Genomic DNA, 23,643 nt, shown 5'->3' on the forward strand with positions numbered 1-23,643 from the left:
CGCGCGGGCTTATCTGGGCGGGAACTAAGCTGAGCGCTGGCGCAGCAACCAAGGGGCATGCCGATGAACTGGATCTCGAACTACGTCCGACCGAAGATCAACTCGCTGTTTACGCGGCGCGACATGCCAGAGAACCTTTGGACGAAATGCCCCGAATGCGGCACGATGCTGTTCCACCGGGAAGTGGCTGACAATCTCAATGTCTGCACCAACTGCGATCACCACATGGCGATCACCCCGCGCGAGCGGTTTGAGGCGCTGTTTGACCTTGGAATTTTTACCGAAGTGAAAGTGCCCGAGCCGATCGCCGATCCGCTCAGCTTCAAAGACCAAAAGAAATACCCCGATCGGATGAAGTCGGCGCAAAAAACCACCGGCGAGAAAGACGCGATGCTGGTGGTTGAGGGCGAGATTGGCCGCACGCCGATTGTGGCCGTGGGGCAAGACTTCTCCTTCATGGGCGGCTCCATGGGGATGTATGTCGGCAATGCGATCTTGGCCGCGGCGCTGCGCGCGGTGGAACGCAAATGCCCGATGGTGCTGTTCTCGGCGGCTGGCGGCGCGCGGATGCAAGAGGGTATTTTGAGCCTGATGCAGATGCCACGTTCGACCGTTGCGGTGCAAATGCTCAAAGATGCGGGGCTGCCCTACATCGTTGTGCTGACCCATCCCACCACGGGCGGCGTGACGGCCTCTTACGCGATGCTGGGCGATGTGCAAATTGCCGAACCGAATGCGCTCATTTGCTTTGCCGGGCCGCGCGTGATCGAGCAAACGATCCGTGAAAAACTGCCCGAAGGGTTCCAGCGAGCTGAATATCTGCTCGACCACGGAATGCTGGACCGGGTGACGCATCGCAAGAAGATGCGCGAAGAGCTGATTGTGCTGCTGCGCTTGATGATGAGCCAGCCGCCGGCCATTTGGGGCGAACTGCCGCCGCCGGGCCAAATCTCTGTTCCGGAAACCCCGCATGACGAGGTGGCGGAGCCCGCGCCGGAAACCGCGCCTGAGGCGCCGCAAAAGACCGAGTAGGTCTTTCTTGCGATCCCTAAATATCATCAAATCCGGGGCCAAGGGCTCCGGATTTTGCACAACAGGGGGCCTTCATGCCGCAACCGTCCGATGAAATCCTTGCGCGGCTGATGGGGCTGCATCCGAAGATCATTGATCTGACGCTGGACCGGGTGCATCGGCTCTTAGCGGCGCTGGGCAACCCGGAGCGCGATCTGCCCCCCGTTATTCATTTGGCGGGCACCAATGGCAAAGGCTCGACCCAAGCGATGATCCGCGCGGGTCTGGAGGCTTCGGGCAAGCGCGTCCATGCCTATACCTCGCCGCATCTGGCGCGGTTTCACGAGCGTATTCGGCTCGCCGGGGACCTGATCGCCGAGCCCGATCTGGCCGCGCTTTTGGATGAATGCGAAGCGGCCAATGGCGGCGCGCCGATCACGTTTTTTGAAATCACCACCGTTGCGGCCATTCTGGCTTTTGCCCGCACGCCTGCCGATTACACGCTCTTGGAAGTGGGTCTTGGCGGGCGGCTCGACGCGACGAATGTGATTGATCAGCCCGCGCTGACGGTGCTGACGCCGATTTCCATCGACCATCAGCAATATCTGGGTGAGACACTGCCCGAAATTGCGGGCGAAAAGGCGGGCATCTTGAAGCGCGGTGTGCCCTGCGCGGTTGGCCCGCAACAGCCGGACGGCATGGATGTGATCGAGGCGCGCGCCGCGCGTCTGGGCGTGAGCCTTTTCGCGCATGGCCAGCACTGGCACGCGTTCGAGGAACGCGATCGGCTGATCTATCAAGATGAAAACGGGCTTTTGGATTTGCCTTTGCCGAACCTGCCCGGCCCGCACCAAATTGAAAACGCAGGCGCGGCCATCGCGGCTTTGCGCTGCCTTGGCTATGGCGAAGCGGCCTGTGAGGCGGCGGTGCGCCAAGCGCAATGGCCCGCGCGGATGCAACGGCTGCGCCAAGGCCCGCTTGTCGAAGCCGCACCGGGGGTGGAGCTTTGGCTTGATGGCGGGCACAACCCGGCAGGGGGGCAGGCGGTGGCCAGCACGCTGGCGCGCATGGCCAAGCGTCCAACGCATTTGATCTGTGGGATGCTCAATACCAAAGATATTGGCGGCTATCTGCGCCCACTGGCGGGCGCGGCGCAAAGTCTGAGCGCCGTGTCTATCCCCGGTGAACCGAACACGCTGCCCGCCGCAGAAACGGCTGAGGCCGCGCGCAAAGCAGGCTTTGTGCAGGTGGATGAAGCGGAAAGTGTGGCGGCGGCTTTGGCGGCAATCACCGCGCAAGACCCGCAGGCGCGCGTGCTCATTTGCGGCTCGCTTTACCTTGCGGGCCAAGTTTTGCGCGACAACGGCTGAGCATTCACGCACCAATCCTGTGCGATGATCTGCCTAGGCGCACAGCCGGGGCGCGTCTATCTTTTCCCGAAAGGAAAGGAGCCCGCCATGACGCTTGAATTCGGCCTTGATACTTTTGGCGACATCACCGCCACCCAATCCGGCCCGCAAAGCGCGGCGCAGGTGATCCGCGATACGTTGGCGGAGGCCGTCTTGGCCGATGAGGTCGGGCTGAATTACTTTGGCCTTGGCGAACATCACCGCCCCGATTACGCGATTTCCTCAATGGAGCCGCTGATCGCAACGATCTTGGCGAAAACGAAAACGATCCACGCCGGCACCTCGGTCACGGTGCTGTCCTCGGATGACCCGATCCGGCTTTACCAGCGCTTTGCCACATTGGATGCGCTTGCGCCGGGGCGCGCCGAAATCACCATCGGGCGCGGCTCGTTCACCGAAAGCTTCCCGCTTTTTGGCTATGAGCTGCAAGATTACGAGACGCTGTTTTCGGAAAAAGCGCAGTTGTTGCATGAGCTTTTGAGCCGCGAAAAGATCAGCTTCCGGGGGCACCACCGTACATCTTTGCAAAATGTCACCGTCTATCCGCGCCCTGAACGCCCGCTGTCGGTCTGGCGCGGGGTGGGGGGCAGCCCCGATTCCGTGCTTGAGGCGGCGGCGATGAATATGCCCTTGGTGATGGCGATCATTGGCGGCAACCCGGCGCGCTTTGCCTCGTTGGCCGATCTTTACCGCAAGGCCCGCGCGCAAATGGGCGGGTCGGAACTGCCGCTGTCTGTGCATTCGCCGGGCCATATCGCCAAAACGGATGAAGAGGCGAAAGAGCGGTTCTTCCCGGCTTACGCGAAGATGCACGACCTTATCGGGCGTTCGCGCGGCTGGCCGCAATTCACTCGCGCCGCCTTTGAACATGAGATCGCCAATGGCTCGCTTTATGTGGGCAGCCCCGAAACCGTGGCGCAAAAGATCGCGCGGACGATGGGGGTCTTGGGGCTGCAACGCTTCACGTTGAAATATTCGGCCGGGCCGCAAGACCCCGCGCATCTGCGTGAAACGGTCGAGCTTTACGGCACCAAGGTCGCGCCGCGTGTGCGCGAACTGCTCGCCGCCGCTCCGGCGAATGCCTGAAACATCTGCGCCAACGGGGCCTTAGGCCCGGTTGGCGCCCCAATCTGCCGATTGCATTTCCCGCAGCCGCGAGGCGGTGCGCTCAAACTCAAAGCTGCCCGTGCCTTCGTTATAAAGCCGCTCGGGCACCTCTGCGGCGGAACAGATCAGCCGCACCTTGGCTTCATAAAGCGTGTCGATCAGCGTCACGAAGCGCTTCGCCTCGTTGAAGTTGGAGGCCGAAAGCTGCGGAATGTCGTCGATCATCAAGACCTTTACCGCAGCGGCAATGGCCAGATAATCGCCGGGGCCAAGCATTGCGCCGCACAACTCCCAAAAGCTCGCGCGGCCCACCCCATTATGGAAATGCGGCACCACGACCTTGCGGCCCTTTACCTCCAGTTCCAGCTTGGTGGCGGCGTCATGGCCGGTCAGCTCATCCCAAAGCGCATCCATTGCCGCATGGGCGGATTTCGAGGCGGGCGAGAAATAGACTTGCGCGCCGGTCAACCGATGCTGGCGGTAGTCGGTTTCAGACGCAATCTCGACCACATCCAATTGCGCGCGCAAAATCGCGATGAACGGCACAAACAGCTGCCGATTGAGCCCGTTCTTATACAGGTCTTCGGGCGGGCGGTTTGAGGTGGTGACGATCGTAACACCACGCTTGAACAGCTCTTCAAAAAGCCGCCCCACGATCATTGCATCGGCAATGTCGGTGATTTGCATCTCGTCAAAGCACAAAAGCCGGACCGAGGCGGCAATTTCCTTGGCCGCAGGCAGAAGCGCATCTTCTTCTTTGGCGCGTCGTGCGGCCTCAATCTTGGCCTGCACCTCTTGCATGAACGCATGGAAATGGACGCGCCGCTTGGGCACGGACACCGCCTCATGGAAAAGGTCCATCAGCATCGACTTGCCGCGCCCAACGCCGCCCCAAAGGTAGAGCCCGCGCACCGCCTCTGGCGGCTTGGCAAACAGGCCAAACAGGCCCGGTTTCTTCACCGGTGTTTCAAGCGCTTCAATGATGTCATCAAAGCGGGGCAGCAGCGCGCGCTGGGCGGCATCTGCTTTCAGCAGACCGGTGGCGACGCGGGCATCGTAAATCTGAAGAAGGCTCTTACGCATGGCGGTTCCTTAGACCGTGGCGTGCAAATTGAAAAGCGGCTCCGCCATTTGCGGTAAAGCTGGCACGCGCTCTGCATCGGCACAGGATGACGCATCCAAGCTTGAGCGCGGGTGGCGCATCGCATAGTCTCGCGACACCCAATTTCACAGGAAAGCCCATGAGCAAGACCAATCCCCAACGCCTGCATCTTGTTTTCGGCGGTGAGCTTGTCTCGCCCGAGCGCACCGAATTTAAGGATGTCTCGAAAATTCACATTGTCGGCATCTACCCCAATTACGCGACCGCCTATGCGGCTTGGAAGGGCGAGGCGCAGCGCACCGTGGATGATGCGCATGCGCGCTATTTCATCGCCCACTTGCATCGCCTGCGCGATGAAGAAACCCCCGCCTCGCTGACCGAAGAGCTGGGGAGCTAAGCGCCCAAAGGCCCGCGATGCTGCAATCGGCTTCCAAATGGTTTCGCCGGGCCTCGGCGCCTGAGGCGGGGGAGGAACACCCTCCCACGCCCAAAGCGCCGCTGATTTGTTTGCGCATCGGGGGCGAAGACGCCGCTGCGCTGGCGCCCGGTGCGGCGCTGGTCATTGCACGGCTGGCGCGGCAACGGCCCGATTTACGGCTCCTCGTCGCGCTTCCTGAAGAGGTCGAGATTGCGCTGCCCGAAACGGTCGAGCGGCGTAACCTCCAAGACGAAGGGTCGCCCAAAGCGCTTTTGCGCCAAGTCTCGCCCGATTTGGTGGTACTTTTCGGAAATGACTTGCCCGGCGCGCTGATCAAAGCGGCAGACCGGGCCGATGTGCCAGTGATGATGGTGGATGTGCAAGCCGCCACCAATGCGGCGCGCAAACAGCCGTTTTCGGGCTTTGGCAAGCCGCCGCTTTTGCGGCGCATGGCGCGGGTAATGGTGCGCGATCAAGCCTCCGTCACGCCGCTTTTGCAGTTGGGTGTCGAGCCTTGCCGCTTGGAAGTGGGGGGCGTGCTAGGCCAGCCCGCCGAGCCGCTGCGCTGTTCTGAGGCCGAGCGGGTATCGATGGCCGCGCTGACGCGGACCCGCCCCGTTTGGCTTGCCGCCGAGGTGCCGGCAGAGGAAATGGCGTCGATTTTGGCTGCACAGGAACGTGCGCAACACCATGCGCATCGGATGCTGCTCATTTTGGCGCCTGAAGATCCAGAATCTGCCTGTGCCTTGGTGGAAGACCTCACCGCGCGCGGGCTGGCTGTGGCCAGCCGCTCGGTTGAGGGGGAGCCCGAAGATGAGACAGAGGTGTTCTTGGCCGATGATCCGGGCGAATACGGGCTTTGGTATCGTATCGCGCCGGTGACCTATATGGGCGGCACACTTACCGGGGGCACGGCGCAGCCGCGTTCCCCCTTCGAGCCCGCGGCTTTGGGCTCTGCCGTGCTGCATGGGCCGAAAACTGGCGCCTATACCGCAGAATATGCCCGCTTGGGCGAGGCGCGCGCGGCCCGCGCGATCCATGATGCGATCTCGCTTGGCGAGGCGGTGGCGGATTTGATGTCGCCTGACCGCGCTGCCGTTTTGGCACATAACGCTTGGGCGGTCACATCCGGCGGCGCTGCGGCGGCAGAGGCGGTGGTGCGGGCGATCTTGGGGGAGTATGAGGGCGCAAAGCCGCGAAAGGAAACCTGATGCAGCCCCCCGCCCATTGGTTCACCGACCCTGCGCAGCCCGCGCCTCTGGCCCGGCTGCTGGCGCCCTTGGGCCGCGTTTACGGTGCGGCGACCGCGCGGCGGGTAGCAAAGCCGGGGTTAAAACTTCCGGTCCCGGTGATCTCGGTGGGAAATATCAACGCGGGTGGCACAGGCAAAACCCCCACCGTCATCGCGCTCGCGCAGCTTTTGATGGGGCGCGATATCACCGCCCATGTGGTGAGCCGGGGCCACGGCGGCAGCTTAGAGGGCCCTGTGCGGGTCGATGAAATGAACCACAGCGCCGATCAGGTGGGCGATGAGCCGCTTTTGCTGGCGGCCTTCACCCCAACTTGGGTCGCCAAAGATCGTGCGGCGGGTGCGAAAGCCGCTGTGGCGGCGGGCGCACAGGTTATTTTGCTTGATGACGGGCATCAAAACCCGGCGCTACAAAAGGATCTGTCGATTGTGGTGGTCGACGCGGTGAAGGGCTTTGGCAATGGGCTGTGCTTGCCCGCTGGCCCCTTGCGCGAACCCGTCGCGGCGGGGCTGGCGCGGGCGGATTTGCTGCTTTCCATCGGGCCTGAGGCGGCGCAGGCAGAATTTGCCGCGCTTTGGGGCGACCAAATCACTGTGCCACACCTGACAGGCGCACTGGAACCGCTGCAAACGGGGATGGATTGGGAGGGGCTGCGGGTCTTGGCCTTTGCAGGCATTGGCCACCCAGAGAAGTTCTTTGCGACCCTGCGCGGGCTCGGGGCAGATCTGGTCCGGGCAGAGGCGCTTGACGATCACCAACCCTTCAATGCCCGTCTTTTGACCCGGCTGGAGACCGAGGCGCGGATGACGGGCGCGCAACTGGTGACGACCGAAAAAGATGCCGCGCGCCTGCCAATGGCCTTTCGGCCCAATGTGCTCGCTTTGCCGGTGCGGCTGATGCTCAGCACCGCCGCACCGCTTGAAAGCGCGCTGGAAAAGATCGGCCTTTAAGCCTTAGCCCGCCAGTTCCGCATCGAGGATTTTTTTCAACGCGTCATAGCCCATATTGTTGTGCTTCTTGCCGTTGATCATCAGCGTCGGCGTGCCTTCGATGCCATCAGCGGTGAAATGCGTCTGGTAGGTCATCACCATGCGCTGCGCCATATCGTTGTCGTTCAGGCAGGTGTCGATCTGTTCTGCCGTCAGTCCGGCGCGCAGCCCGATTTTGCGCAGGTTCGCGCCCATCGTTTGCGGCGTGCCATCGCCGATCCAGTCATGCTGCTCGGCAAACAGAATGCTGGAAATGCCATAATATTTCAGATCGCCGCCGCAGCGCGCGACCTGCGCCGCCCAAAGGCCTGCCCCATCGAAATAGGCTTCGCGCAGGATGAAGCGCACCTTGCCGGTGTCGATGTAATCTTTCTTGAGCGGCTTGAAGACGGTCTCATGGAAATGCGCGCAATGCCCGCAGGTGTAGGAAGCATATTCGATCAGCGTGATCGGCGCATCGGGCGACCCCATCGCGATATCGGGCAATAGCTCGGGGGCGGCGCCATCCGCCGGGGCTTCATCGGCCAACGCTGGGCTGGCCCAGATCCCATCTTGGGCGCCCGGGCGCAGCAGGGTCAGGCCAGCGGTGGCCAGAAGCGCGGTGCCGGAGAGGCCCAGAAGAAGAGAGCGACGGTTCATAGATCAGCCTTTCTTAACGTGTCCCGCCATCGGGTTTGGCCGGGGCGGGTTTCATGTAGATATTGCGCCCCAATTGTTCGAGCGCATCGCGCAAGCCGGTGTCTTGCAGCCCTTCGGTTGCGTCATGCGCACGGGCTTTGACCTCGGGCGAGGGTTGGGGGCGGGGTGTCTTCGGGGCGGGGGCAAAGGCCACCTGTCCCTCGGCAAAGCCGGTGGCGGCGGTTTGCGTGATATGGATGCGCGAAATCGCGTTATAGCCGTAGCAGGCATTGACCTTCGCGCGGATTTGTTCGCGCTGCATGTCGATCATCGGCGCCATCGGCCCTTCGACCAAAAGCGTCAGCGTGGCGCCAAAGCCTTCACGCCCGTAACCGATTTTTACAGGCCGTGCTGTGGCGGCAATTTCGGGTCCGACCACTTCGGTCCAATGGGTGATCAATCGTGCCACGGCAAAGCCGCGCGATTCGCCTGCCGCGCGAATGCGTTCTTTGACCAAGCCCGCAGCCGCCTCAAACCCACGCAGGCGGCGGCCTTTGCGGGGCGCTTCGGGGCGCTCGTTCGGGGGGGCGGTGGTCATCGTTCGCTTGCTCTCGCCTTCGCGGGGTCTGGTGCTATTTTAGGCGGCTTGTGGGGGTTTGCCATAACAACTCTGGTCGGGGGAGCATAAAGATTGCGTGACGGGGATGAAACATCGGCGGGGGCTGCGCTTTTGGCTTGGTATGACCGATCCGCGCGGGTGATGCCGTGGCGGGTGGGGCCTGAGGCGCGCGCGACCGAGCGGCCTGACCCGTATCACGTTTGGCTCTCGGAAGTGATGTTGCAGCAAACCACCGTGGCTGCGGTGCGTGATTATTTCCGCCGCTTCACCGAGCGCTGGCCCAAGGTGACAGATTTGGCCGCCGCAGAAGATGCGGATGTGATGGCCGAATGGGCAGGGCTTGGCTATTACGCCCGTGCGCGGAACCTCCTGAAATGCGCCCGCGTTGTGGCGGGCGCGCGCGGCGGGAAGTTCCCTGAGACCGCGGCGGAATTGCAAAAGCTTCCCGGCATTGGCCCTTATACGGCGGCAGCGGTGGCGGCGATTGCCTTTGATGAGCCTGCGGTGGTGGTCGATGGCAATGTGGAGCGGGTGGTGGCGCGGCTTTGGGCGGTGCAAACCCCCATGCCTCTTGCCAAACCAGAGTTGGTGGAGAAGGCGGGAAGGATCACCCCGCAAGTCCGGCCCGGCGATCATGCGCAGGCGATGATGGATTTGGGGGCGACGATCTGCACCCCGCGCAACCCCGTTTGTGCGCTTTGTCCGGTAAACGCGTTTTGCGCCGCCAAAGCGCAGGGCATCGCGGCAGAACTGCCCCGCAAAGCGCCCAAGGCAGAGAAGCCGACCCGCTTTGGGCTGGTCTATGTGGCGGTCAATGCGGCGGGGGGCGTGCTGTTGGAACGCCGCCCGGAAAAAGGGCTTTTGGGCGGGATGCTTGGTTTTCCGGGCACGGATTGGGCGACAGACACTCCCGCGCCGCGCCCGCCCCTTGTCGCCGATTGGGTGGAACTGCCGCATGAGGTGCGCCACACCTTCACGCATTTTCATTTGCGGCTGAAGGTGATGCTGGCGCGCGCCGAGGGGGAGGGCTTTACCCCGCGCGAGGCGTTTGCGCCCGCCGATCTGCCGACGGTGATGCGCAAAGTCTGGGATACTGCGCAAGCGGGGCTTTAGGCGGGGGCGCTGCCCCCGCGCCCCCGGGATATTTCGGGCAAGATGAAAAGAGGCGCGGTTTCAGGTCACCACCCGAAGTGTCAAATTGATCCGCCCGCCTTGCGGCAACAGCGGCGAGGTGCCGGGCGCGATCCGGTCAATGCCGTGATAGAGAAGCCGTGCTGTCCCGCCCATCACCATCACATCGCCCGAACGCAGCCAGAGGCTTTGCGTTTTGCCGCCGCGAGTTTCATTGCCAATACGGAAAAGCCCGTCATCACCGAGTGAGATTGACACCACGGGCTCGGCAAAGTCCGCCTCGTCGCGGTCTTGGTGCAGGCCCATCTTTGCGTTTTCGCCGTAAAAATTGATCAAGCAGCATTCGGGCGCGCGGGCAGAACCCGCCACCGCTTGCCAAATATCGAGCACGCTTTGTGGGATCGCCGGCCATGCCATGCCTTCAGGATGCGTTTCGCTATAGCGATAGCCGCGCCGGTCGGAGACCCAGCCAAACCGCCCGGCGGAGGTCATACGCACCGACATTGGCCGCCCATAGGGCGTCATTGGTGAAAAAAGCGGGGCTTGTGCCACCACTGCGCGCAGATCTGCGACCAGCGCAGCCTGTTCCGGGGCGGTCAGCCAGCCCGGATAATGCACAAAACCGCGCAGATCTTGCCCCTCGGGGCGGGGCGCTGGGCCGCTGATTTGCGTCATTTGTCGCAAACTCCCTTAGCGAGGGTTCTTGCAGGGCAAATTTCCCCTCCTTATATACCCCCAGAAGCCGGAACGGACCACCCGGGCCGGGCCAAACTGAAACCTTGGGATTGGGGCCGGGGGCCTGATGGGACCCGTCCTCACCTGTCGCCGAAAGAAGAGGTATTGAAATGGCCAAAGTCATCGGGATCGACCTCGGGACCACGAACTCCTGCGTTGCCATCATGGATGGTTCGCAGCCCCGCGTGATCGAAAACGCCGAAGGGGCGCGCACGACGCCCTCGATCGTTGCCTATACGGATAGCGAGCGCCTTGTGGGGCAACCCGCGAAACGCCAAGCTGTCACCAACCCGACCAACACGGTCTTCGCCGTGAAACGCCTGATCGGGCGCCGCACCACCGATGCGGAAGTCGAAAAAGACAAGAAACTGGTGCCCTATTCCATCGTTGATGGTGGCAACGGGGATGCTTGGGTCGAAGTGCAAGGTGAGAAATTCTCGCCCTCGCAAGTCTCGGCCGTGATCTTGCAAAAAATGAAAGAAACCGCCGAGAGCTATCTGGGCGAAGAAGTGACGCAAGCCGTCATCACCGTGCCAGCCTACTTCAACGACGCGCAACGCCAAGCGACGAAAGACGCGGGCAAGATTGCGGGCCTTGAAGTGCTGCGCATCATCAACGAGCCGACGGCCGCTGCGCTGGCCTACGGCCTTGATAAAAAAGACACCAAAACCATCGCCGTTTATGACCTTGGCGGCGGGACTTTCGATATCACCATCCTCGAAATCGACGATGGTCTGTTTGAAGTGAAATCCACCAACGGGGACACGTTCCTTGGTGGTGAAGACTTCGACATGCGGATCGTGAACTACCTTGCCGACGAGTTCAAAAAAGAACACGGCGTCGATCTGACCAAAGACAAAATGGCGCTTCAGCGTCTGAAAGAAGCTGCGGAAAAAGCGAAAATCGAGCTTTCCTCAGCCAGCCAAACCGAGATCAACCAGCCGTTCATCTCGATGGATGCGAAAACCGGCACGCCGCTGCACATGGTGATGAAACTCACCCGTGCGAAGCTTGAAAGCCTGGTGGATGACCTGATCAAAGCCTCGCTCAAACCCTGCGCGGCTGCGTTGAAAGACGCGGGCGTCAGCAAGGACGAGATCGACGAAGTGGTTCTGGTCGGTGGTATGACCCGGATGCCGAAAGTGGTCGCGGAAGTGACCAAATTCTTCGGTAAAGAGCCGCATAAAGGCGTGAACCCGGATGAGGTTGTGGCGCTGGGCGCGGCGATCCAAGCGGGCGTTCTGCAAGGCGACGTGAAAGACGTGGTTCTGCTTGACGTGACGCCGCTGTCGCTCGGTATCGAAACGCTGGGTGGCGTGTTCACCCGTCTGATCGACCGCAACACCACGATCCCGACCAAGAAAAGCCAAGTCTTCTCGACCGCCGAAGACAACCAGAACGCTGTGACGATCCGGGTGTTCCAAGGCGAGCGCGAAATGGCCGCCGACAACAAGATGCTGGGCATGTTCAACCTTGAGAACATTCCGCCCGCGCCGCGCGGCGTGCCGCAAATCGAAGTGACCTTCGATATCGACGCGAACGGCATCGTGAGCGTGTCGGCCAAAGACAAAGGCACCGGCAAATCGCAACAGATCACCATCCAAGCTTCGGGCGGTCTGTCGGATGATGACATCGAGAAGATGATCAAAGACGCCGAAGCCAATGCCGAGGCTGACAAAAACCGCAAAGAGCTGGTGGAGACCCGCAACCAAGGCGAAAGCCTGCTGCACTCGACCCGCAAATCGCTCGAAGAGCATGGCGATAAGGTCGACGGCTCGACGGTTGAAGTGATCGAACTGGCCTGCAACGCGCTGGAAGAAGCGCTCAAGACCGACGAACCCGGCAAGATCAAAGGCGCGGTGCAAAACCTCACCGATGCCGCGATGAAACTGGGCGAAGCGATCTACAAAGCGCAAGCCGAAGCCGAGGGTGGCAATGCCTCCGAGGCCGAGGAAGAAGACGGCCCGCGTTCGGTGGATGACGACATCGTCGACGCCGATTTCGAGGACATGGGTGAAGACAAGCGCAAATAAGCGCCGGAACCTGAGGAGCGGGCCCCCTAGGGGGCTCGCTTTCATGTTCTCATAGCGGGGTTCTGCAATGGCAAAACGTGATTTCTACGAGGTTCTGGGGGTGTCTAAGGGCGCCTCGGCCGAGGAGATCAAGAAGGCCTATCGCACCAAGGCGAAGGAACTCCACCCCGACCGCAACAAGGACAATCCCAACGCCGAGGCGCAGTTCAAAGAAGCGAACGAAGCCTATGACGTGCTGAAGGATGCCGACAAGAAAGCGGCCTATGACCGCTTTGGCCATGCGGCCTTTGAGGGTGGCATGGGCGGCGGCGGTCCGCGTGGGCCTTATGGCGCGGGCGGTCAGGGCGACTTTGCCTCGGCCTTCTCGGATGTGTTCGAGGATCTGTTCGGCGATTTCATGGGTGGGCGTGGTGGCCCAGGCGGCGGGCGCTCTCGCGCCACGCGTGGCTCGGATCTGCGCTACAATATGCGCGTGACGCTGGAAGAGGCGTTCAAAGGCGCGCAGAAAACCATCACCGTGCCCGGATCGGCGCCCTGTACCTCGTGTAATGGCACCGGGGCTGAAGGCGGGGCCGAGCCGCAAACCTGCCCGACCTGTTCGGGTCTGGGTAAGGTGCGCGCGCAAAACGGCTTCTTCACGGTGGAGCGCACCTGCCCGACTTGTGGCGGGCAAGGTCAGGTGGTGAAGAACCCCTGCCGCGTCTGTCATGGCGCGGGCCGGGTGGAGAAAGAGCGCACGCTTTCGGTCAACATCCCGGCAGGGGTGGAAACCGGCACGCGGATCCGCTTGGCTGGGGAAGGCGAGGCGGGGCTGCGCGGTGGTCCGGCTGGCGATCTTTACATCTTCATCGAGGTGCGGGAGCACGCGATCTTCCAGCGCGAGGGCGTCAACCTGTTCTGCCGTGTGCCGGTGAGCATGGTCTCTGCGGCCTTGGGCGGTGAGGTTGAAGTGCCCACCATCGACGGTGGCCGCTCCAAAGTGAAGATCCCTGTGGGCAGCCAATCCGGTCGTCAAATGCGCCTGCGCGGCAAAGGTATGCCGGCGCTGCGCGGTGGTACTTTGGGCGATATGGTGATTGAGCTTGCGGTAGAAACGCCGGTCAATCTGACGGCTCGGCAAAAGGAACTGCTTGAGGAATTTGAGCGCATCCAAGCCGAGAATAATCCCGAAGGGGCGTCCTTCTTCAAGAAGGTCAAAAGCTTCTGGGATACGATGAAAGGATGAACGGGCGCCTTCGGGCGCCCTTTCGTTTTCTGTTGTGGCGGGCGGCATTAACCTTTCATTTACCCTGCGGGCGCAAGCTTCGCCCATGACAAGCCCCGACCCCAACCTTGCAGAGCGGCCCTTACCGCTGTTTGGCGACCTTGATGAGGCGCAGCCGCTGGCGCTTTCCTCTGAGCGGTTGCCGTCTTACATCATGGATCATCGTAAGCGGTTGCGCGCGCGGTTCATGGAAGGCGGCGCGGCGGCGATGCCCGATTATGAACTTTTGGAACTGATCTTGTTTCGCGCGCTGCCACGGCAAGATGTCAAACCGCTGGCGCGCCAATTGCTCAATACCTTCGGGGGCTTTGGACAGGTGCTTTCTGCCCCGGTCGCGCGGCTGAGCGAGGTGCAGGGCGTGGGCCCCGCCGTGGTGCAAGAACTCAAGATCGTTGAAGCCGCTGCGCAGCGGCTCGCGCAATCGCGGGTGTTGCAGCGCCCGGTGCTCTCGTCATGGCAGGCATTGGTGGACTATTGCCACGCGGCCATGGCGCATCGCACCACTGAGCAGTTCCGGGTGCTGTATCTGGACCGGAAAAATGTGCTGATCGCGGATGAGGAACAGGCGCGCGGCACGGTTGACCATGTGCCGGTTTACCCACGCGAGGTGGTGAAGCGCGCGCTGGAGCTGGATGCCTCTGCGCTCATTCTGGTGCACAACCACCCCTCGGGCGATCCAACGCCTTCACAGGCCGATATCATGATGACAGATCAAATCAACTTGGCCGCGCAGGCGCTGGGATTGACGCTGCACGATCATCTGGTGATCGGCAAGGGGCGCGAACTCAGTTTCCGCGCCCAAGGCCTGCTTTAACGCGCCGAGGCGAGCGAGAGCGGGAAATCGGGCAGCGGCATCACCACCGCACCGAAGGCATCATCACAACCGGGCATGGCCACGGTGATGGGCGCTGGGGCTTCCGCGACGCCGCGCAGCAGCCGAATGGCTTGGGCATGCACATCTTGCCCGCAGGTTTCCGGCACCGCTTCGGCCAGCATTTCGAGCCGGATATCGCTCATATTCGCGGGGGCAGAGTAAATCTGCACCGTGGTCTCCGCATCGCCAAAGACCGCCATCCAGCCCCCAAGCGGCGTATCTGCAGTGCGTGGCGCAAGCGCTGAAACATCGCCCGCCCCGTCATAGCCTGCACCATATTCGAGCCCATGCAGAGAGACACCTGCCTGCGCAGGGGCGCTGAGCGCGATCCGGTTGACGTTTTCGAGGCCAGAGATTTCGGCCACAAGGCTGGTGATCTCACCTCCGCCAAAATCGAAGCTGAATTGCGGCTTGGTCGACATGGCCGGAAGGATGCCTGTCCACTCCCCCTCAGGCGAAAGGAAGATCGGGAATGTGAGCCCTGCATGGGTGATTTTCGCTTCCTGACCGGCAAGGCAAGGTGCCGTAACCGTCATTTGCACAGAGGCTAAGGGGGCCGGGGCAAGCGCGATTTGCGGTGCCGCACAGGCGGGCTTTGCAAAGCCCCCGATGTCGAGCGCATCGGTCGGCAGAGCCGCTGCCAGATCGGTCTCAAACAGCGGCGTGCGCATCATCGGTGGCACGGCAAGGTCCGGTGCCGTGGTGGCTTGGGCGGGGGCCTCACTATGCAGCGCGTCCAGCGCCGGGCTGGAGTGTTCGCGGGTGACTTGAGGTGCCTGCGCCTCTTGCAGCCCGGAATTGGCCGAGTTCTGCATCACATGGCCGGTTGCCGCTGCCAGAACAAAGGTCGTGCCGACCATGAGAACTTTGTGAAGCGGTTTCATGACATGCCCCTCTAAACGAATGATTTCATCCTAGAGGGGGATCGGGGCAAGGTTTGGGCCGAACCGGGGCATTGTTTACAGGCCCCTGCCTCGCGATTGCCCGAGATTTGGTGAATCCGTTAACGATATTGTCAAAATAAGCAAAAGGCGGCGCAGGGTTTGCCCGCACCGCCCTTTTCATGCCGTATTTGAAGAACCGGGAAAAGTTTATCCCGGTGAGCCCGTTTCACTCAGATTCTTGCGAGGTGAAGATCGTCCCAAAACGGTGGGACGTTTGCCCCAATGCGAGCCCACTTGATGGATTTGTGGATTGGGGGCGAACTTAAGCGGCACAGATTGCGCGCAGTTCCTGCCCGCAGCTCTGCCGAGCACTCGCCCAGCCGTTGGCAAGGCCGCGCAATCGCCTTACCCTCTCCCCATGCTGCGTGATCTTGCTCTTCCCTTCCCCCTTCGTCCGGCGCGCGTTTATGAGGTTTGTGGCCCTGTCGCGCCTAGCTTCGCGGCGTGCCTTGCTGCCTCCGTGCCGGGGGCGGTGCTTTGGCTGTGCGAAAGCTGGCACAGTGACACGCTCAACCCTTTGGGGTTCTTGCCTGTGCTGGATCCGACGCGCGTGCTGTTGGCGCGCCCGGCCAACCAAACCGATGCGCTCGCCGTTGCGGAAGAGGCGCTGAAGGATGGGGCTGTGGCTTTGGTGGTGCTCGAAATCACCCGCCCGCTGGACCTGCGCGAGGGGCGGCGGCTGCAATTGGCGGCAGGCACCGGGGGCAGCATCGGGCTGTGTCTGATCCCCGAGGGGATGGGCTCAAACGCTGCTGAAACCCGCTGGCGCGCCACGCCTGTGTTCGATCCAAAGCGCGAAGACTCGACTCTGATGCGCTGGGAAATTATCAAGAACAAAATGGGAACATTGGGCGCGTGGAATGTTTGCTGGAACGCACAGGCGCATCGTCTCGATCTGGTTTCCCCGGCTGGCGAGTGACCGGGTTTTACGCGCGCGCCCGGTCGAAGGCCCCTTTGCTCTGTTCCAACGAATCGGCTCCAGCGAAACGATTTATTGCCTCAATGGGGCCGCCGAACGCGCCGGGCTGCACCGCGGCATGCGCATGGCCGATGCGCGCAGCTTTTGCCCAAGCCTGATCAGCCAGCCCGCAAGGCCCGACCAAGATGCCCGTTTCCTGCGGCTGTTGCGCCGTTGGGCGGAGCGATATTGCCCTTGGGTTGGCCTTGAGGGCGCGGATGGGCTGGTGCTCGACATCACCGGGTCTGTGCATCTGTTTGGGGGCGAGGCGGCGATGCTGGCCGATATGCAAGCCCGGCTTGCCCGCGCGGGGGTGACAGCGCAGCTTGGCCTTGCGGCGTCACGCGGGGCGGCTTGGGCGGTGGCGCATTTTGGCGGCAGTGAAGAAACGCTGCTCTCTTTGCCCGTTGCGGCGCTGCGTCTGCCTGCCGATACGGTGGTCGCGTTGCAGCGGTTGGGGCTGCGCAAAATCGGTGATTTGGCTGCCAACCCGCGCGCGCCGCTTGCGCGGCGGTTCGGGCAAGACCTGCTGACCCGGCTGGATCAATGCCTTGGCCATGCGCCCGAACCCGTGACGCCCGAGGCCGAGCCGCCGCAATTTGCCACCCGGATGACCTTGCCCGAGCCGATCGGCTTGCAGGCGGATGTGCAAGCGGCGCTGGAACGCTTGCTTGCCCCGCTGTGCCAAAAGCTCGCCACGCAGGAAATGGGCGCGCGGCGGCTGTGCCTGACCCTGCGCCAGGTCGATCAGGCGAGCCAGCAGGTGGAATTGCGCTTGGCCGCCCCGATGCGGGAGCCTGCGCGCATCTTGCCGCTTTTTGCCCGTGGGCTGGAAGATGTGGATGCTGGCTTTGGCATTGATCAGATGCGGCTGGAGGCGGTGCAGGTGGAAAAGCTAGCCCCGCCGCAAAGCAATGCTTTACAATGCGCTGCGCCCGGCCATGCGCCGCCAGAACAACTGGCCGATCTGATCACCCGGATCGGCACGTGGATCGGGCTGGAAAATGTGCTGCGGTTTTTGCCCGCAGAAAGTCACATCCCCGAGCGCGCCTTTTTGCTGGCGCCTGCGGCCTTCAGCGCCCCGCAGGGCGGCTTTACCACGCCGCGCCCACGCCCGCTGCGTTTGTTCCCGCCAGAACCTATTGCCGCACAGGGCACCGAGCCGCCGCGCAGTTTCCGCTGGCGGGGGATGCGGCTCAACTTGGGGCGCGCCACCGGGCCCGAACGCATCGCCCCGGAATGGTGGATCGAGGATGAGAATTGGCGCCGGGGCCTGCGCGATTACTGGCGGGTGGAAACGCGCGAGGGGCGGCGGTTGTGGATGTTTTACACCCCGCAAGATCCGGGCTGGTTTGTGCAGGGAGAATTTGCATGAGCTATGCAGAGCTTTGCGTGACCTCCAATTTCACCTTCCTCACCGGGGCCTCGCACCCCGAGGAATTGGTGGCCCGCGCGGCGGAATTGGGGCTAGGGGCGCTTGCGATCACCGACCGTAACAGTTTGGCGGGTGTGGTGCGGGCCTTCTCAGCACTCAAAACCCTGCGCGAAGAGGCGGCGGGGCTGCGCATTCGTTCCAGCGCGCAGGTGGACCCGTCCTCGCGCCAAGCGGTGGGCAGGCCGCAAGATTTAGCCCGGCCCGACACGCCAGCCTTGCCTCGGTTGATTGTGGGGGCGCGGCTGGTGCTGCGTGATTGCCCGCTCGATTTGCTTGCTTTGCCCACGGACCGCGCTGCCTATGAGCGACTCTCGCGGCTCCTGACCTTGGGCAAGCGCCGTGCCGCCAAGGGCGAGTGCCATCTTGATCTGAGCGATCTGGTGGCGGGCTGTGCGGGCATGATCTTGATCGCTTTGCCGCCCCCAAGCGCGCCTGAAACGCTACAGACTGGGGCGATCCGCGCGCCCCTTCAAACACTCCAACGCGCCTTTCCCAGCCATGTCTTTCTGGGGGCCGCCCCGCGTTATGACGGCTCCGATCAGGCGTGGTTTCGCGCCTGTGCCGATCTCGCTTTGCGCGCCAATACACCGATGGTTGCGTTGGGCGATGTGCTGATGCATCGAGCGCATCGCCGCCCGCTCGCCGATGTGCTGACCTGCCTGCGCGAGGGGCTGACGATTGATACCATTGGCACCCGCGCGCTGCCCAATGGGGAGCGGCGGTTGAAAAGCGCGGGGGAGATGGCGCGGCTTTTCCGCCACCACCCCGCCGCGATCCGGCGCACGTTGGAAATCGCCGCGCGGTGCAGCTTTGATCTGTCGGAACTCAGCTATGAATACCCCGATGAGGCCAGCGATGGCGAACCCGCCCAAATCCGGCTGGACCGGCTTGCGCGTGAGGGGCTTGCGCGGCGCTACCCCGAGGGGGCCTCGGAACGCGTTTATAAGCTGATGGCCAAGGAATTGGGGCTGGTCGCGGAACTGGGCTATGCGCCCTATTTCCTCACCGTGCATGACATCGTAGCCGAGGCGCGACGACGCGGAATTTTGTGCCAAGGGCGCGGCTCGGCGGCCAATTCGATCCTGTGCTACCTGCTCGGCATCACCGATGTCGCGCCCGAGATGATCGGCATGGTGTTTGAGCGTTTCATCTCGCGCCATCGCGGCGAGCCGCCCGATATTGATGTGGATTTTGAGCATGAGCGGCGCGAGGAAATCATCCAATGGATTTACGACCGCTATGGCCGCGATCGCGCCGGGCTGTGTGCCACGGTGATCCATTTCCGCTCCCGTGCCGCAATCCGCGAGGTGGGCAAGGTGATGGGACTCTCTGCCGATGTCACGGCAGCCCTTGCGGGCCAGATCTGGGGCATGTCGAACCAAGGGGCAGACCCCGCGCGGCTGCGCGAGGTGGGGCTGAACCCCGAAGACCGGCGCTTGGCGCTCACCATCCGGCTCATTGGCGAGATTATCGGCTTTCCGCGCCATCTGAGCCAACATGTCGGCGGTTTTATCATCACCCGCGGGCGGCTGGATGATCTTTGCCCAATTGAAAACGCCGCAATGGCGGGGCGGAGCTGTATCGAATGGGACAAAGACGATATCGACGCGCTTGGTATCCTCAAGGTCGATATCCTCAGCCTTGGGATGCTGACCTGCCTGCGCAAAAGTTTCGATCTGCTGGAGGCCCACAAGGGCGAGCGGCTCAGCCTTGCCACCGTGCCACAAGAAGACCGCGCCACCTATGAAATGCTCACCCGTGCCGATGCGGTGGGGGTGTTTCAGGTCGAAAGCCGCGCGCAGATGAACTTTTTGCCCCGGATGAAGCCTGAAACCTTCTATGACCTCGTGATCGAGGTGGCGATTGTCCGCCCCGGCCCGATCCAAGGCGGCATGGTCAAACCCTATATCCGCCGCCGTCAGGGGCTGGAGGCGCCCGAGCCTTTCGGCCCTGCGCTCGCTGCCGTCACCGCCAAAACGCTCGGCGTGCCGCTCTTTCAAGAACAAGCGATGCAAATCGCCGTGGTCGGCGCGGGCTATTCGGCGGAAGAGGCGGATCAGTTGCGCCGCTCGCTCGCCTCCTTCCGGCGCATGGGCACGATTGAACAACACCGCGAACGCTTTATTGGCGGGATGCGCGCCAATGGCTATGCGCAAGAGATTGCCGAGGCCTGTTTCGCCCAGATCGAAGGCTTTGCCGATTACGGCTTTCCCGAAAGCCATGCGGCGGCCTTTGCGATGCTGACTTATGTCTCCTCTTGGCTGAAATGCCACCACCCCGAGATATTTGCCTGCGCGCTGCTCAATGCCCAGCCGATGGGCTTTTACGCGCCTGCGCAAATCGTGCGCGATGTCCGCGAACATGGGGTAGAGGTGCGCCCGGTTTGCGTAAACCATTCGACATGGGACAACAGCCTTGAACGCCGCGCTGATGGGCGGCTCGCCTTGCGGCTTGGCTTTCGGCAGATCAAGGGCTTGCGGGTCGAGGATGCAGGCTGGCTCGTGGCCGCGCGGGGCAATGGCTACCCCGATATTGAAAGCCTCTGGCTGCGCGCCGGGCTTGCGCCCGCCACGCTCGAACGCTTGGCCGAGGCCGATGCTTTTGCCGGTATGGGGCTCACCCGGCGCGATGCGCTGTGGGCGGTACGCGCGATCCGCGCTCCGAAACCCTTGCCGCTTTTTGCCAATCCGCTGGATGGCGAGGGGCTGGCAGAACCTGCGCTCACCTTGCCGCCGATGCATTTGGGCGAAGAGGTGGTGGAGGATTATATTGCGCTGCGCCTGACTTTGCGCGCCCACCCGATGGAGCTTTTGCGCCCCGGCCTGCCCGGCCTGACCTGTCATGACCAATTGCCCAAAGCGCCGCTTGGGCGCACCAGTGTGTGCGGGCTGGTGATCACCCGCCAGCGCCCCGGCACCGCTTCGGGGGTGATTTTCCTCACGCTGGAAGATGAAACCGGGTTCGCCAATGTCGTGGTCTGGCCCAAGCTTTACGAACGCGACCGCCGCGCGGTGATGGGCGGGCGACTTTTGCACGTGAGCGGGCGATTGGAGCGCGAGGGGATCGTGGTGCATTTGATTGCAGAGCAGATCGAAGACCTCTCGCACAGGCTCTCAGAGCTTGGCCACCCGATGCCCGAACGGATCGGCGGCACGCTGCCCCAAGCCGACGACGCCCCGCGCCCCCCACGCCCCGCCCCGCGCGCGCGCCACCCGCGCGAACAGGCCAAGCGGCTATTTCCGAGCCGGGACTTTCATTGAGCGATGGCGGGGAGTGGCCGCTAGGCTGTTCCCGCGAAAGGCGCACGTCCACCCCTTCGTTGAACATGTCGACGGCGAAAACAATGTCGAGCTTGCCGTCTGCCACCGCGTCGGGCCAGTTGGTCGAGTGCGTTTTCGGCCCGGGCGCGGGTGGCGAGCGCCTCGGTGAGCGCCGCCTCGTCGAAGCTGCCGCGTCGCCAGGGGATTTGCGCATATTCGACTGGATCTGGCACCCCGAAATAGTGAAACGGCGCCAGCAGTTTGCGGTCGATACCGGACCAGAGATCGCATTCATAAACGAGGTTTTCCTCGCACAGTCCCAAGAGATCGCCGCCGTCACTGCGGTCTGGCGTGGCGGTCAGGCCGAGCAGGAAGCGCGGGGTGAAATGCGCCAGCAAACGGCGATAGGTGACGGCGTGGTGAAATTCATCGATGACGAGGTCGTCAAAAGCCTGGGGATCAAACCGCGACAGATGCGCGCTGCGGGCAAGCGTCTGCACCGAGGCGAACAGGATCTCGGCCTCGGGCTCGCGGTCGTCGCCGATGTAGCGCCCCATTCGCGCCCGTGGCCGCACGGCCCGAAACGCTGCCATCGCCTGCGTCAGGATTTCTTCGCGATGGGCCACAAACAGCACCCGTCGGGCGTCAAGGCTGTCGAAGGCGGCAAGGTAGGTTTTGCCAAGTCCGGTGGCCAGAACCACCAGCCCGGCACCGTAGCCCTTGTCCCGCGTGGCCCGCAGCGCGGCGAGGGCTTCGCGTTAAACCTCGTGCGGCTCGGGCGGCGGCTCAGTCGGTTCCTCTGGCGCGCCGCTTTTGTCTGGCCGGGGGACGATCCGGCGCGCCTCGTAGGCGTCGATCCAATCGGGCGTGAGATCCGTCACTTCGGGGCGGGCCAGAAGCGCCTCGAAACCGGCGCGGGCGGCGGCGAGGGGCGCTGTGTCGTGGCGATCGAACTGGCGCAGGTTCCACTCGACCCCGTCGGTCAGGGCGGATTTCGACAGGTTCGACGAGCCCACGATCAGCGCGCCGGATCCGTCTTTGAAGGTGAAAAGCCAGGCTTTCGGGTGAAATGGCACCCGCGAGGCCCGAAACACGAACAGATGCCGCGCGCCGGTGAGATCGGTCATCAGCCGCAGCGCCGCGGGTTCGGTCACATCGAGATAATCCCCGGTCAGAACACGCAACCGTCCGCCGCGGGAAAGCAGGTCTTGCAGATGCGGCAACACCAGACGCACCCCGGAGGTCATCAGGAAGGAGACCGACAGGTCCACCGCCGTCGATTGATCGATCAGCGGCCGAAGGTGGGCATGCAGGGCGTCTTCGCCGCCCGAAATCAGGGCACGATCGTGCGGAAGACCGGGCAAAGGGTCCCGCCGCGCGCGGGCCGGCGGATCGAGACGAAAATGCACATGCGTTTCCCCTTCGATCAGCGTCACCGGGACGATGGCGTCGCCGGATGCCAGCAGGTCTTGCGTGGCACCGATCCGCGCGGCAAGTACGGCTTGATCACCGGGCGAGAGATCGCGCCAGCGCGCGACATGCCCGCGCGGTGCGAGCAGAAGCCCGGCACCATTCTGGATGACCATGCTTTGTGCATCGCAGGCGACGACGCGACGCATCGGGGCGTCGCAAATCGGGCACCCTTCGGCACCCGGGTCGTTCTTCTCCTTGGGGTGGCCATCGCTCATCGGCGTTTCACCAAGGCATTCACCCAAATCTCTGCCCCCCTGTCCGGGCGGCAATCGCGCGTTTCCCAGATATCGGGCGGCCCAAGATCGCCGCAGTCGTTCAGCACCTGCGCAAGATCGTCGCTCGTGATGTCGGTGAAGCGCCGCCCGTCCTTGATCCGCGTTTGCGTGCCGCTCTTGAACGAGAGATAGAGCACGCCCCCGGGCACGAGGTGCCGAGCCAAACGGGCGATTGCCGGCAGGAGGTCTTGCCGCGCCACATGCAGAAGCGATGCGCAGGCCCAGATGCCCTCGAAACGATGCTCCCAGTCGAAATCCTCGAACCGCATCCGCCGGGTCGGCACCCCCGCATATGCCCGCGTCGCGGTGACCATCGCGGCAGAGGCATCAAAGGCCGAGACGGCAAAACCGGCTTCGCGGAAGGCGCGGGCATCGCGCCCGGAGCCTGACCCAGCGTCGAGAATGCGGACAGAGCCGGTTTGGGAAGGCGGAAGGGCCGAAAGGAAGCGGTGGCGCAGTGCCGACATGTCCGCCGCCACCGTCGCCGCGACAAATTCCGCCGCATGGGTTTCATAATAATCGGCTTTGGACATCCGAAACTCCGCAAGACCTGCGCCCAAGCTGTTCCCGAGCCACCCGCCAAGGACGGGGGCGTCGGGCCGCGCGGGTGATGAATTCCCTCAAGTTGTTCCAGGTTTGGCACCATCCGTCGAGACCCAAGCTTCGCCCTGCGGCACCGGGCAGCGGCAAAACCCTGTCGGCGCGTATTGCGGGGACAGTTTCGGCGCTTTAGTCTCG

21 protein-coding genes are annotated in these 23,643 nt (G+C 63.0%); 13 read left to right on the forward strand and 8 right to left on the reverse strand.

The window, feature by feature from the left end:
- The first annotated feature begins 63 nt into the window (after nt 1–63).
- The 3 genes from accD (at nt 64) to CRO18_RS16775 (ending at nt 3,506) form a co-directional block, all read left to right on the forward strand.
- Entirely contained in the window at nt 64–1,032 is a 969-nt protein-coding gene (gene accD / locus CRO18_RS16765) for an acetyl-CoA carboxylase, carboxyltransferase subunit beta (protein WP_097082966.1), read from the forward strand.
- Nucleotides 1,033–1,106: 74 nt separating this feature from the next.
- Nucleotides 1,107–2,381, forward strand: a complete 1,275-nt coding sequence (locus tag CRO18_RS16770) for a folylpolyglutamate synthase/dihydrofolate synthase family protein (RefSeq protein WP_097082967.1) — start codon at nt 1,107–1,109, stop codon at nt 2,379–2,381.
- An 87-nt stretch (nt 2,382–2,468) separates the two neighbouring features.
- Entirely contained in the window at nt 2,469–3,506 is a 1,038-nt protein-coding gene (locus CRO18_RS16775) for an LLM class flavin-dependent oxidoreductase (protein ID WP_097082968.1), read from the forward strand.
- Between the two features lie 21 nt (nt 3,507–3,527).
- On the opposite strand, the gene zapE is transcribed toward CRO18_RS16775, so the two are convergent.
- Nucleotides 3,528–4,610 carry a cell division protein ZapE gene (zapE, locus tag CRO18_RS16780; protein ID WP_076485935.1) on the reverse strand — a complete coding sequence of 361 codons (1,083 nt, stop codon included), beginning with the start codon at nt 4,608–4,610 and terminating at the stop codon, nt 3,528–3,530.
- Between the two features lie 158 nt (nt 4,611–4,768).
- Here zapE and CRO18_RS16785 point away from each other — a divergent pair, with 158 nt between their 5' ends.
- The 3 genes from CRO18_RS16785 to lpxK are packed head-to-tail and all read left to right on the forward strand — an operon-like array spanning nt 4,769 to nt 7,247.
- Entirely contained in the window at nt 4,769–5,026 is a 258-nt protein-coding gene (locus tag CRO18_RS16785) for a DUF4170 domain-containing protein (protein WP_076485934.1), read from the forward strand.
- A gap of 17 nt (nt 5,027–5,043) precedes the next feature.
- Nucleotides 5,044–6,258: a 3-deoxy-D-manno-octulosonic acid transferase gene (locus CRO18_RS16790; RefSeq protein WP_097082969.1), complete on the forward strand. Its 1,215-nt coding sequence runs from the start codon at nt 5,044–5,046 to the stop codon at nt 6,256–6,258.
- On the forward strand, nt 6,258–7,247 hold the full coding sequence (lpxK, locus tag CRO18_RS16795) for a tetraacyldisaccharide 4'-kinase (protein ID WP_097082970.1): 990 nt from the start codon (nt 6,258–6,260) through the stop codon (nt 7,245–7,247). Before CRO18_RS16790 ends, lpxK begins: the two co-directional genes overlap by 1 nt.
- 3 nt (nt 7,248–7,250) lie before the next feature.
- On the opposite strand, the gene CRO18_RS16800 is transcribed toward lpxK, so the two are convergent.
- The gene (locus tag CRO18_RS16800) at nt 7,251–7,925 is read right to left on the reverse strand and encodes a DsbA family protein (RefSeq protein ID WP_097082971.1); all 675 of its coding nucleotides are present in this window, start codon (nt 7,923–7,925) and stop codon (nt 7,251–7,253) included.
- 13 nt (nt 7,926–7,938) lie between these two features.
- Nucleotides 7,939–8,502 carry a DUF721 domain-containing protein gene (locus CRO18_RS16805; RefSeq protein ID WP_076485930.1) on the reverse strand — a complete coding sequence of 188 codons (564 nt, stop codon included), beginning with the start codon at nt 8,500–8,502 and terminating at the stop codon, nt 7,939–7,941.
- A gap of 93 nt (nt 8,503–8,595) precedes the next feature.
- Here CRO18_RS16805 and mutY point away from each other — a divergent pair, with 93 nt between their 5' ends.
- Complete coding sequence (gene mutY, locus CRO18_RS16810; protein ID WP_097082972.1) at nt 8,596–9,636, forward strand: A/G-specific adenine glycosylase; 1,041 nt, start codon at nt 8,596–8,598, stop codon at nt 9,634–9,636.
- A gap of 60 nt (nt 9,637–9,696) precedes the next feature.
- Here mutY and CRO18_RS16815 read toward each other — a convergent pair whose 3' ends face one another.
- Nucleotides 9,697–10,329, reverse strand: coding sequence for an alpha-ketoglutarate-dependent dioxygenase AlkB (locus tag CRO18_RS16815; RefSeq protein ID WP_097082973.1), 633 nt, complete (start codon nt 10,327–10,329; stop codon nt 9,697–9,699).
- Between the two features lie 170 nt (nt 10,330–10,499).
- Here CRO18_RS16815 and dnaK point away from each other — a divergent pair, with 170 nt between their 5' ends.
- From dnaK to radC, 3 genes are all read left to right on the forward strand, one after another.
- Complete coding sequence (dnaK, locus tag CRO18_RS16820; protein WP_076485927.1) at nt 10,500–12,422, forward strand: molecular chaperone DnaK; 1,923 nt, start codon at nt 10,500–10,502, stop codon at nt 12,420–12,422.
- A 67-nt stretch (nt 12,423–12,489) separates the two neighbouring features.
- Nucleotides 12,490–13,647 carry a molecular chaperone DnaJ gene (dnaJ, locus tag CRO18_RS16825; RefSeq protein WP_076485926.1) on the forward strand — a complete coding sequence of 386 codons (1,158 nt, stop codon included), beginning with the start codon at nt 12,490–12,492 and terminating at the stop codon, nt 13,645–13,647.
- Between the two features lie 85 nt (nt 13,648–13,732).
- A complete protein-coding gene (radC, locus tag CRO18_RS16830) occupies nt 13,733–14,500 on the forward strand; it encodes a DNA repair protein RadC (RefSeq protein WP_097082974.1) in 768 nt (255 codons plus the stop codon).
- Here the strand turns inward: radC and CRO18_RS16835 are convergent.
- Entirely contained in the window at nt 14,497–15,444 is a 948-nt protein-coding gene (locus CRO18_RS16835) for a hypothetical protein (RefSeq protein ID WP_097082975.1), read from the reverse strand. The two genes, radC and CRO18_RS16835, sit on opposite strands and share 4 nt — an antisense overlap.
- A 418-nt stretch (nt 15,445–15,862) precedes the next feature.
- Between CRO18_RS16835 and CRO18_RS16840 the strand changes: the two genes are divergently transcribed.
- From CRO18_RS16840 to CRO18_RS16850, 3 genes are read left to right on the forward strand one after another with little or no spacing between them, the layout of a single operon-like run.
- Nucleotides 15,863–16,423 carry an ImuA family protein gene (locus CRO18_RS16840; RefSeq protein WP_097082976.1) on the forward strand — a complete coding sequence of 187 codons (561 nt, stop codon included), beginning with the start codon at nt 15,863–15,865 and terminating at the stop codon, nt 16,421–16,423.
- The gene (locus CRO18_RS16845; protein ID WP_097082977.1) at nt 16,365–17,837 is read left to right on the forward strand and encodes a DNA polymerase Y family protein; all 1,473 of its coding nucleotides are present in this window, start codon (nt 16,365–16,367) and stop codon (nt 17,835–17,837) included. Before CRO18_RS16840 ends, CRO18_RS16845 begins: the two co-directional genes overlap by 59 nt.
- Complete coding sequence (locus CRO18_RS16850) at nt 17,834–21,157, forward strand: error-prone DNA polymerase (protein ID WP_097082978.1); 3,324 nt, start codon at nt 17,834–17,836, stop codon at nt 21,155–21,157. Before CRO18_RS16845 ends, CRO18_RS16850 begins: the two co-directional genes overlap by 4 nt.
- 20 nt (nt 21,158–21,177) lie before the next feature.
- Here the strand turns inward: CRO18_RS16850 and CRO18_RS16855 are convergent, their stop codons facing one another.
- Genes CRO18_RS16855 through CRO18_RS16865 form a run of 3 tightly spaced genes read right to left on the reverse strand, consistent with a single transcriptional unit; the run spans nt 21,178 to nt 23,438 of the window.
- Nucleotides 21,178–21,858: a DEAD/DEAH box helicase family protein gene (locus CRO18_RS16855; RefSeq protein WP_249276092.1), complete on the reverse strand. Its 681-nt coding sequence runs from the start codon at nt 21,856–21,858 to the stop codon at nt 21,178–21,180.
- Between the two features lie 57 nt (nt 21,859–21,915).
- A complete protein-coding gene (locus CRO18_RS16860) occupies nt 21,916–22,845 on the reverse strand; it encodes a phospholipase D-like domain-containing protein (RefSeq protein WP_097082980.1) in 930 nt (309 codons plus the stop codon).
- Nucleotides 22,842–23,438 carry a bifunctional 2-polyprenyl-6-hydroxyphenol methylase/3-demethylubiquinol 3-O-methyltransferase UbiG gene (locus CRO18_RS16865; RefSeq protein ID WP_097082981.1) on the reverse strand — a complete coding sequence of 199 codons (597 nt, stop codon included), beginning with the start codon at nt 23,436–23,438 and terminating at the stop codon, nt 22,842–22,844. Before CRO18_RS16865 ends, CRO18_RS16860 begins: the two co-directional genes overlap by 4 nt.
- Nucleotides 23,439–23,643 lie beyond the last annotated feature (205 nt).

This window comes from Rhodobacter sp. JA431 (assembly GCF_900217725.1).
GTDB lineage: Bacteria > Pseudomonadota > Alphaproteobacteria > Rhodobacterales > Rhodobacteraceae > Rhodobacter > Rhodobacter aestuarii.